Consider the following 503-nt stretch of genomic DNA (forward strand, 5'->3'; position numbering starts at 1 on the left):
CACCCGCTCCACAGCAGCCTCCAACTCCTCTTGATCCCAGGCGAGTTGACCGGTGTATCCGGGAGTGGGGCAGTGCGCCGGGCAGTACGGGGCCTCCAGGGCGCCGGATTCGATCCCGCCGTCCAGCCAGAACTTCACTCCCCATACGCGCAACCAGGGATCGGCGGTGTGCCGCCATGCCTCCATGCCGTCGAGGAGTTCCTCGACCTGCCGCACGGTGGTGAAGCCGATGGTGGAGAGCAGTACCCGGACCCGGCAGCCGAGTTCACCGCTCTCGCGGAGCTGCTGGAGCGCGGCCAGGTCGGCCAGGGAGGAGTTGGTGTCGCGGACGGTGCCGATGCCGGTCGCCGCGTAGGCGTGCGAGGCCAGGCGCAGGCCGTCCAGCTTGGCCGCCGGATCGGGCGCGGGCAGCTGCGGCCGGATCAGGGCCAGGCCGCCGCGCAGGTGGCCGTCGGGCCGGCCGTCGGCCGTGTGGCTGATGCTGCCGCCCACCGGGTCGGGGG

General features: G+C 72.6%; 1 protein-coding gene. It reads right to left on the bottom strand.

Features of this window, described 5'->3' with window-relative positions; genetic code table 11:
* A partial coding sequence (locus tag ABD323_RS45805; protein ID WP_344447824.1) for an amidohydrolase family protein occupies positions 1-503 on the bottom strand: 503 nt, incomplete at both ends.

Source organism: Kitasatospora nipponensis, from assembly GCF_039528135.1.
GTDB lineage: Bacteria > Actinomycetota > Actinomycetes > Streptomycetales > Streptomycetaceae > Kitasatospora > Kitasatospora nipponensis.